Here is a 9,941-nt window from a genome sequence, read left to right as displayed (position 1 = left end):
CGAGGTGCTCGCATCTGCTGAGACTACGGCTCTAGAAAAAGCGTCAAGCATTTATATCTCCTTGTCAATCAATTCGATTGTTTTGGGTTAGCGACTCGTGTTGAACTCGAGCCTTTTGCTTTTCTGAAGCTAGTCCAGACAAACCCGCTACGTCTCATATATGAAAAACTAAGTAACATTTCGTTATCTTTAGACATCTTGCACGAATCGTGAAGCACGTGTCACTTCAGCATTCAAACCCACATTTGGCTCATCTAGCGTTTCACTTCCAGAATTTCCGTATATTCAAACTCATTCGGACTGCGACGGACTAGAGGGTAGGAGATGCCACCGAGTTCGATCGAATCTTCTTCGCAATCGGGTTTGGGGGAGTTGTAGGAAAGCACGTATTCTCGACCGACGCGATCGGCAATTTCTTCAGCAAATTCTCCCCGCCATTGGGTTTTAGACACCAACACCACCAACTGGTTGGCAAGTTGGGGAATCCACTTGGTGACTTGACGGCGATAAATTTCATCCAAACTACCGAAGGGGGAATCCATCACTACTGGGAAGGTGCTGCTGTCGGGACCCATTAAGGTATTTTTCTGACTCCACTCGCGCACCCCATCGATAATGCCACCGATAAACGAGAGGCTGAGAATTTGGTTTTCCCCGGTCGAAGCGGCGACGTTGGACTCGATGCCGGCGGTATTTTCCACTAGAGTCAACTCGTACTTTTCATTCAGTTTGGGAGTGTAAGGGGTAAAGGAAATTTGAGAGAACAGTTCTTGCACCCGTTTTTCGAGGGAGGTGCGAAATTTTTGTTCGAGTAACCCGCGTACCGTCGTCAATCGGTCGATCGCATCTTGAGTGGCGGCAATCCGATGCTGGGCGATCACTTGCCGTCGTTCGTTCATTCGCTGCTTATCGACTTGCTTGTCTAAGCTAGAGATTTGGGCGCGCAAGCTATCGATTTGCTGCTGGTTGGAACCGGTTTCTCGATTCAAATCGCTCCAGCGTTTGTCGGCTGAATCCAGTCGCTTTTGTAGTTGCTGGATATCTTCATCGGGAAAGTTTCGCAGTTTCTCTTTAATCTCTTCGAGTTGCGTTTGTTTGCGAGAAAGTTCTGCCCGCGCCCGATCGATCCCGGCCGTGAGGCGATCGACCTCTTGCCAAAAATGAGCGGCTTGTTTGTCGATTTCATCCACTTGGCCGTTCATCCAAATAGCGGTTTCCTCCACCGCAGCAACCCCCGCTTTATCCATCCAGCTGCGGACGCGCTCGTACTGGGGAGACTCCGGTTGCAGTGGTGCGCCGCAAATACAGCTTTGGCGATCGAGTAATTCGAGGACGAACTGTTTTTTGATGCCTGCGGGTAGCTCTCCCCGTTCCCGCAATCCGTCGATGGTACGGCGAAATTGCGCCGTAATATCCCCGAGAAAAATACTGTACCCCTGGTCCGAAATCGACTGCTGAAGCTGGGATCGATCTTGGGCTAATTGCTTTTTAATAGCGCTTCCTTGGGCTTCGAGTTCGTTTCGCAAGCTTTGTAGCTCTTCTGCACCGCCTAGCTCCATTAAACGACCGCTCAGAGCTTGTTTAATCTGAGCTTGATGGGTGAGTTCTTCCTCGATTTCCGATCGTCTTTTGTCGAGAGCGTCGAGTTCTTTTTCGAGTTTCTGTTTTTGCCGGAGTAAGTTTTTTGTTTCCGGGTTGCCAATACCGCGCAAATGGGTTTCTAAGGATTTCTTGGCTTCCCCTAAATGACGAATGCCGCGAATAATCACTTCCACTCCTAATAATTCCTTTGTGGCCGTCGCAATTTCTGACTTTTTATCGTCGCGAACGATTTTTTCAATTCTTTCGCCATTAAAGAAAAAATAGGGGTACAAACTTTCGGGTAAAATACGGGCGATAATTGCTTCAGAAGACTCCGGGGGAAGCATCCACCGACCATCTTCTCGAGCGACTTGTAAGGTTAATTGACTGTCCCCTTGCTCGAAACCCGAGCGAGCTTTATACCCGCGACACAGCCGCTTGGCTTGATAGCACTTGCCATCGTGCTCGAATACCACTTCTACCCAACAAGGAATCGGAACATCTAAATCGGCTTCGGCGATCGCTCGCTTGTTAACCAGTTCGTTGGGTAAAGCAAAGTCCGGACTGAGTTTCTCATATAAAACCCAAGTAAATCCATTCAATAGTGTGGTTTTTCCCGCCCCATTATTGCCATGAACGACCGTTGTATTTTTCAAGTTCTCTGAGAGAAAAACCTCCAGGGTTTCACCGTAAAACTGACGAAAGTTACAGAATTTTATCGAGGTTAGTTTCATTCTGGAATCTCTTCGTGAATAATTCTTAAAATATCGTCGTTAATGCCCCGAGATTTTTTCGTATAGAGTCGATCTTTTTCCGCTTGCAGCACTCGTTCGATAATTTGCCGGACTTCCGGGGAAGCGCTAGTAATGGGTTCTTCGACATCGCTTAACTTCCCTTTGGCTTTTTTGCCGTAGGACGCTCGTTTCTCCGCGAGCATATTCGAGAGCGATCGCGTCAATGGGTTCGTGTAGGAAAACGTTTTGGTCATTGGCACTCACAGATTGAATTTAGAGGATGAATCGACATCTACTCGCAAAGGGTTAAGGGTGAAAGGGAGAATAAATTCATGACTGAATCATAGATATTGTATGAATTTTTTCTTTCCACCAGATGTCTAATCGAGGTAAATTTATCGATGAATTAAATCGCCACTTCCTTAGCACGCAGGTTTGCGGCAACAACAAACGCTTCAAACCCAAAGATACGATCGCTAAACCTACCGCACATCAGCGGGTCTCCTTCGTAAATATTGAGAAATGCGATCGCCCAGCGCGCGGAAATTCGGACGAGGCTCAAGTCCAACAACGATATCGGGTAGCGAATGATGTGTTGTCTCAAGCAGATACGTGATAACTTTACTAAATCATACGCAACCTTTCCATGACAAGGGAGATCCGGAGTTGCCCCAAGACGCGATCGCAACTTTTGGTATACCTTAGTCAAAATAACGGTCAAAATCACCGCCGGGAGAAGCCGTTTGCCACCTCGAAACCTCCAGTCAGATCGATACCTGACTCGATATTGAATTCTGCCGACAGGCACGAGGCGAACGGGAGGGGTGCCATCCTTCAACCGGTCCAACTCAAATCGGTATTGCTCGGCAATACCACTCGCTATCCCCAAAACAGAGCGCTATGAAGGAAAATTTATCCGATTCCATCTCGTTGGCAACCCCCGAATTGAATCGAGTGGATGTTCTGATCGTCGCTGTCGGCGCGCGTCAAATTGGCTGGCGCTGTCGAGATGGAGCGATTCGGTATTTTGATGGGGACAGTCGCGAGCTATCGGAACATCCCCTGGCCAAAGAACTCGGAATCGATCCCTCAAAATCCACCTTGCAAGATTTGAGCCAACACTACGAGTCCCATTGTCGCGATTGCCTTTCGGGGGATTTTAGCGCCGTCGAACTCCTTCTCGACGAACCCATCATTCGAGATTGCGTCTCGGCCGGACTCAAACGCCTGATTTTATGGGGAACCGAACAACCCGCGAACTCTCCCCTGGTCCATCGAAATACCATCGGATTGGCTCGTTTGATGGCCGGCAAGGTGCGAGGGCATTGTCCCCAGCTCGAGGTGAAAGTGGTTGCGCTATCGGCAGAGCCTGACGACGATAAGGGCATTCGACGAGAACTCGAAGAAAAAGTACTGCCTTTGGTTTGGCCCTCCCCAGAAGAGTCCGAGCGCGATCGCGAATGGGTGGTGGCGATTCAAAGTCGGGGAAGCGAAAATAGCATCGATCGAACCCTCGCCCAGTGTGCGGTAGCCCTGTGCCTTCACGGTCGGGCGATCGATTTTACCCCCATCCTGCCCAACCCCTTTGAAGATGGCGCGAATCCCAAATCGAGTGCCTATCATGCCAACCTCGTCGGTAATTACGGTTGGTCTTGGGAATGCGATCGCATCATTGCCGCTTGGGAACGCGGGGATTTTGCACAAGCCCGCAGCGCCCTGAGCTTCCACCCCCAGTATTACGGAGGATTGCTCGGCAATTTAGCCCGACAGCTCGAAGGTTGGAAGCGAGGGAAACTCTCTGCATTCGTTCTCAATTCGCGAGCTGAGAGTCTCGAAGCTTGGTTGAATTCCCCCGAGTTACCCGAACTCGCCACGCCCGAAGTCGTGACCCAGTGGCAGCAACAACTTCAGGAATTGCGCGCTCGCCCCGAGTGCCAAGCTTGGGAAGCCACGTTTTCCATGGACTTATGCCTGAAAAATGGTGATTCCCCCAAAGCATTTCTCTTATTTACTCGCATCTTGGAACGCTTGCTCTACCTCCAGTGCCAAGAACAAAAATGGGTGGAAAAGGGCTATGCCGCCCGGCCCAAATACCTCAACCATCTCGGCAACAGCTATCAACCGGGTCTCAAGCGACTCGTCGATACCTGGCTGAGGGTCACCGGTCGCAATCAAACTGGCACCCTCAACCGATTGTTCGATAATATTTGCAACACCCGCACGATCGTTCTTCAAAAGACTGAAACCGTCCCCTTCGATGACATCTTATTCGTCTGGTCGAAGAACGGTCAGCCGATCGAATTCACTCACCCTCAGTATCTGGGTCTGATGCAGCGAATGCACGAAGGCCTGAAAATGGTGTGCGATCCAACCTGGCAGATGACCGAACTTACCCTGGGGCGATCGCTCTACAAGTGGGGATTAAAGGTTTTGGGCGATTTGGGGAAGCTGGGGTAAGGAACTTGCCAAAAAATCAGAGACCAGCTTGCCAACGACTTGCTGTAGGGGTTAACGGCCGCATTCCCCCTACGATTGGTATATTATTTTCCCGCAGATCCCTAAGTCGATGGTTACATCCAAGCCGTGAGATCTCGTTGGAGAATGTCTTGTAATTGGAGAATATCCTCTCGATAAATTTCTATCATTTCTTGACGCATTTCACCGGAAAGCTGGGGTCTTTCGAGATTGCTTTTGTTGATATTATTGCGGATTCGATCGCGAACGGAAGCTGACATAAAGGGTTTGAGAACCTTTGCAGCCAGGGATCGAATTGGATTTTTCTTCATCACCAAATCGTTGAGCATTCGGTTTTTAGGAATTCCGGAAACTTTGTGTCGTTGCGACATATCTGGCGCGAAATCCGGTTCAACTCCGACAAACTCGAACAGATCTCGGACTAAGCTTTGGCTATCGGTCACCAAATCATCGTAAAGATACACTTTAATTTGGTCGGCATCGAAGCGATCGTAATACCGTTTGAGTTGCTCGTAGTAAAATCCAATTTGGATGAAATAGCTTCGATTTTTGACGATCTTGGCAAATTCTTTCGGCTTCCCTGTTTTGGAGTCGATAATGGAAAAGTGATTGTTGCCAACATGCATCAGATAATCGGAAAACGCTCGTTCGGCTGGGTTTCGCAGGATAGCAATGAGTTTAGACTCGGGGAGGTAATGATGGATGCGTTCGGCGGCGCGAGGACGAAATAGATAAACGCTCGAAACTTCGCCGATGATTTTCTCTTCCGGCGCGTTTTCGAACATTGCCTGATAGCGATCAAATTGGGTAATCATCCCCTCAGGCTTATCTTCCCCTTCAAAGGCAAAAAAATACAGTTCCTTTTTTTCAGGAAAGAAGACATTGGGGTGCTGTTGCAGGTATTTATAGAGGGAAGTTGTACCAGATTTTCCAGCGCCTAAAATAATAAATTCTGGAAGTTTCATCCTTTAAATCTCTTGACTCTTGTGCAGCGCGGCAGAAATAATCCGCTCGTTCTCAACTGCTGAAAGCTATGTACAGTGAGCATTTTGAATTGTTCATTTTGCGACACCGCTCGCGGTGTCGGTTTGAGTCCCGTTCAACTTTTCAAGACGCATTTTTAATGACCCGTAGCGGCACTAGCCGATATCGAGTTCTATTGTTTCACGATATCGTAGATTAAGCTTGAGTACTCCAATGGGTTAAATCACGTCCGATTAGTTGACTCAAACTTTGGACTTCGGCTGAAAATTCTTCCTGGAGAGTCCGTTTGAAGTCAGAGTTTAAAGGAGGACGGGCCGATTTTTCAGTATTGAGTTGCTTTAACTTATTTTTAAACGTTTCTAAGAAGTAGCGTCGAGTCGACTGAGGAAGGGGAATTAAGAACTTTCCAATCTCTAAAATTCGGGCAGGAGGATACTTAATTAATTTTTGTAATCCCACATTGCGAACTTTTTTGTTCGAGTTAATTCGCTCCAACTCCGGTTGAAATTCTGGGTTGACGTCCAAAAAATTCAAAGTCTCTCGGTAAACCGTGGAAAAATCAGTCTTCAGATCGTCAAAAATAATGATATGAACTCGCTCCCTGCCGAACAAATCGAAATATCTTTGAACTTGCTCGGTGTAGCGCACAAATTCTCTATAAATCAGTTTTTTTGGATTTTTACAGTGTTTGGGAATTCGCTTTCCTTGTTTTCGATCGCTTTCAGCATTGAGCGCTTCTTGAAAACTGTGAATATCTTCACTAGAACCGTTGTAAAGATATTGGCTGTGCAAAGAGTATAGTAGCGAAACGGGTTCTCTGAGCATAATCACGATCTTAGCGCGATCGTTAAAATCATAAATTTTTTGAGCGGCAAATTTGGAAGGTAAGTACAATGGCGTTCCTTCTCCACAAATTTTACCCGACCCTTCCTGAAAATAATTCAAATACTCTTCGAGAGAATATTCTTTTTTTCCATCGGCAAGTTCGGTGCAAAAAAAGTTGAGTTCTTTTTTCGGAGGAATAAAAATATCGGGATGCTTGCTCAAGTGCTTACACATCGCCGTCGTGCCTGCTTTGGGTGCTCCGACGACAAAAAAAGTGGGCTTGTTCATCATTGAGGAAAATTTAAATCTGAGTGGTTTAAAAAAATTAAAATGATTTCATCCACGAGGATAAATCCCGTTGAATGAGTTCTTGCAATTTAAGAATATCTTCGCGATAAATTGTTGCCAGCTGTTTTCGTTCTTCCGTCGAAAGAGTCAATTTAGATTTATCTTGGGAATTGAAATTCATTAACGCCGATCGCAAATTTTGGCGAGTCTCCGGTGGTACAAGGACTTTCAGGGCAGAAGCTGCCATCGATCGCAATGGATTTTCCGTTCGTAACAAGCGATTCACTGCCTGATTTTTGGGAACTTGCGCCACTTGCAACTTTTTCGAGGTATCGGTGTTAAATGTTGTATCTACTCCTAAAAATCGATAGATGTCTTGCATGAATTGAACCGAATCGCGACCCAAGTCTTCGTACAGGTAAACTCGAACTCGATCGCCACCAAATTTATCGAGATAGTGTTTGAGACTATCGTAATACAATCCTTTGCGAATGGTGTACGATGTCTTTGCTTTTTGAATGTGTTCGGCGAAGGGTTTGGGTTTGCCAATGCTATCGCGAACGTGCATTAGATAATCAGAATAGGCGCGTTCGATAGGATTTCTTAAAATCGCAATTAGCTTCACATCGGGCAGATGATTTTGAATTAAGCTTGCTGAAGCTTCGTAGTGAAATAAATAGTTGGGTGAGGCTTCCCCGATCGCAATTTCATCGGTCACATCATCGAACAACTGAGAATATTGTGCGAAGGTATAAATCCCGTTTTTTTTGCGATCGCAAGCTTCAGCATCGGCATTCTCCCAATCTCGTTCAAAAAAGTTGGTTTCCTTCACCGGACTCATATAAACTTGCGGGTGTTGTTTGAGATAGTGGTAAATCGAACTCGTTCCCGCTTTTTGAACACCGATAATTAAAAAATTTGGTAACTTCGTTTGAGTTGAAATTGATGAATTCATAATTCCTACAGTGCGAGTATCTTGCTCGTTTTTTATATCTCAATTTCCGTCTCTAAAAACAATATTAACTAACTCAGGAAAGCTTTCACTGATTTTTTCAGTTTTATCGCATATCCTCTCAAGTCAAAATCAAATTTGGGAGACGTAATATGTGGCGGTTTCTCATCATTGAGATAGCGATAATATTCCCAAATATCCCAATACGGACATCCCGGTTCGATGCGAATCCCCGCCCAATGGAGATACTCTACTTTTAAACCGCTTTTGGGGTCGATGAGTTGGTTTCCTTGCCGCTTAAAATGAGGGCTACCCGCCCAACTTCCCGGACAGCCTTCCGGACGGTGCACGAGATTGAATCGTCGATCGACTCGTTTGAGAATCGTATAGTTAATGATGGGCTGATCGGAGGTTTTTTGGGAAAAGTCGAAGTATTCCGGGTGGGCGGCACATTCGGCAAAACTTGCGTATAAATCGTCTTCGGAAAGGAGATTTTTTTTCGATGCCCAGAGTCCGCCATTGAAGATATCTTGAATCTCGGCTTCTGTAAAAACCCCGTCTTCGAAGACTTTTGGGGTAAATACGTTCGTAATACCACCCTTATGCTGGTAGTCGCAACACAGAAAATCGTAATCGGCAAAATAGTCTAAGTAATCGATAATTCGATCGAAGACGACGATATCGGTGTCGATATACAGAAACTCATCGAACTCGCCGAACCAGCAGGCTTGTTTGCGAAACTGATTCGGGCGGGCGAAAAATTCTCCGCCAAAAATTTGATGGAGGCGATGGGACAGTCGATCGACGAGTGCTAAATCTGGGTAAACGGTGACCCCGTATCTTTGGTTTAAAATCTCGGCAATCGTTTGATAGTTCTCGTCATAGGGAATTAAAACGATCGGGGTTGTTTCATCGTAGACTCGAATACTCTCAATTAACGCGATCGCTTGGTCTAAAACTCGATCGTTAGCTGTAATATAAATACCGCGACTCATTACTCGTTTTTTCTAAAAAGGTCAATTCGATCGAACAAAGTTTTTAAGCGTTAAGCCTGCAAAAACTTCAGGTATTGGGAGACGTTCATCTTCTGCAACACGCTACGGGCAAAACTCGGGCGACAGTTATAGGGTTGGGGTGTGCCTCGCAACTGAGGACGCTTCTCGGGTTCGTGCAAATAGCGATAGTGTAAAAATACCTCCCGGTAGGGGAAATCGATGTTTTCGCCACCACACAATCGGCTAAAAACCTTTGAAGGAATGCCGATATAGTGAAGGTAGGTCAAGGGATTGCCTCGATCGAATAGGATATTCTCTTTTGCTTCGAAGTGGGGCGACGTGACGCAACACCCCGTCCGCTGTTCCTTGGGTAAATTGAGGGCAAAATTGTAAATCGAGAGTTGCGATCGCATAAACATATAGTTCACGATCGTCTGATCGGGGGCCATGGGATAGAGAATTTCCGCTTCCCCCCCTTGCAGTTGACTCACCAGCCAGTCTCGTTTCTCACCGTCGAACAGCCCTTTTTTCGACCCGTAAAACCCGGCGCAAAAGATTTCCGACTGCAACCGTTCCGGAGAGAAAACTGCTTCGAGTTGACTCGAAGATTCCTCGTAAACGTGGGTGATATCCTTGTGCTGGAAGTCGTACACGACGCAGTCGTGGCGATCGAGGGATGCAAAAATGGGGGTCACCGAATCCATCAATAGCGTATCCCCATCCATGTAAATAAAGCGATCGAACGGTCCGTCGAAGGCGCAGAATCGACGATGCATTCCCACCCGGTGATAGGGTTCGTCGTCTCGCAGTTGCCACCGTTGCCGCGCTGTGGGGTGCGTCTCCCAGACCCGTCCGGCAAAGGCTTCCCAGCGTTCGATCGATTCGCGATCGTCGTATAGCGTCACATTCGGACGGCGAGCGATTTCTGCGGCAATGCGATCGATTCTATCGTCGTAGGGATACACGCAAACGGGCATCTCCTTTCCGGCAACCGCTTCAATGCTGTTAAGGAGGGCAACGAGTTGGTCGTAAATGACATCGTTGGCGAGGGTACAAATTCCATTCATGAGTTTTAGGGAATGGGGTGTGGGGTGTGGGGTGTGGGGT

Annotated in this window: 9 protein-coding genes; 1 reads left to right on the top strand and 8 read right to left on the bottom strand. The window is 46.9% G+C overall.

The window, feature by feature from the left end; all coding sequences use genetic code 11:
- Nucleotides 1-254: 254 nt before the first annotated feature.
- From AC2215_RS08735 to AC2215_RS08725, 3 genes are all read right to left on the bottom strand, one after another.
- Nucleotides 255-2,315 carry an AAA family ATPase gene (locus AC2215_RS08735; protein WP_486809591.1) on the bottom strand — a complete coding sequence of 687 codons (2,061 nt, stop codon included), beginning with the start codon at nucleotides 2,313-2,315 and terminating at the stop codon, nucleotides 255-257.
- Nucleotides 2,312-2,569 (bottom strand): hypothetical protein, encoded by a 258-nt coding sequence (locus tag AC2215_RS08730; RefSeq protein ID WP_486809590.1) that lies wholly within the window; start codon nucleotides 2,567-2,569, stop codon nucleotides 2,312-2,314. Before AC2215_RS08730 ends, AC2215_RS08735 begins: the two co-directional genes overlap by 4 nt.
- Before the next feature lie 152 nt (nucleotides 2,570-2,721).
- Nucleotides 2,722-2,886 (bottom strand): hypothetical protein, encoded by a 165-nt coding sequence (locus tag AC2215_RS08725; RefSeq protein WP_486809589.1) that lies wholly within the window; start codon nucleotides 2,884-2,886, stop codon nucleotides 2,722-2,724.
- A gap of 329 nt (nucleotides 2,887-3,215) precedes the next feature.
- Between AC2215_RS08725 and AC2215_RS08720 the strand changes: the two genes are divergently transcribed.
- On the top strand, nucleotides 3,216-4,772 hold the full coding sequence (locus AC2215_RS08720) for a hypothetical protein (protein WP_486809588.1): 1,557 nt from the start codon (nucleotides 3,216-3,218) through the stop codon (nucleotides 4,770-4,772).
- A gap of 113 nt (nucleotides 4,773-4,885) precedes the next feature.
- Here AC2215_RS08720 and AC2215_RS08715 read toward each other — a convergent pair whose 3' ends face one another.
- From AC2215_RS08715 to AC2215_RS08695, 5 genes are all read right to left on the bottom strand, one after another.
- The gene (locus AC2215_RS08715) at nucleotides 4,886-5,755 is read right to left on the bottom strand and encodes a sulfotransferase family protein (RefSeq protein WP_486809587.1); all 870 of its coding nucleotides are present in this window, start codon (nucleotides 5,753-5,755) and stop codon (nucleotides 4,886-4,888) included.
- A gap of 214 nt (nucleotides 5,756-5,969) precedes the next feature.
- Nucleotides 5,970-6,890 (bottom strand): sulfotransferase domain-containing protein, encoded by a 921-nt coding sequence (locus AC2215_RS08710; RefSeq protein ID WP_486809586.1) that lies wholly within the window; start codon nucleotides 6,888-6,890, stop codon nucleotides 5,970-5,972.
- Nucleotides 6,891-6,924: 34 nt separating this feature from the next.
- Entirely contained in the window at nucleotides 6,925-7,842 is a 918-nt protein-coding gene (locus tag AC2215_RS08705) for a sulfotransferase family protein (RefSeq protein ID WP_486809585.1), read from the bottom strand.
- Nucleotides 7,843-7,910: 68 nt separating this feature from the next.
- Nucleotides 7,911-8,834 (bottom strand): Npun_R2821/Npun_R2822 family protein, encoded by a 924-nt coding sequence (locus AC2215_RS08700; RefSeq protein WP_486809584.1) that lies wholly within the window; start codon nucleotides 8,832-8,834, stop codon nucleotides 7,911-7,913.
- A gap of 50 nt (nucleotides 8,835-8,884) precedes the next feature.
- On the bottom strand, nucleotides 8,885-9,941 hold a 1,057-nt coding region (locus tag AC2215_RS08695), incomplete at its 5' end, for an Npun_R2821/Npun_R2822 family protein (RefSeq protein ID WP_486809583.1).

It is taken from the genome of Zarconia sp., from assembly GCF_057467645.1.
The sequence above is the reverse complement of the archived record's forward strand: the minus strand, read 5'-3'. Positions and strand labels throughout refer to the sequence as shown.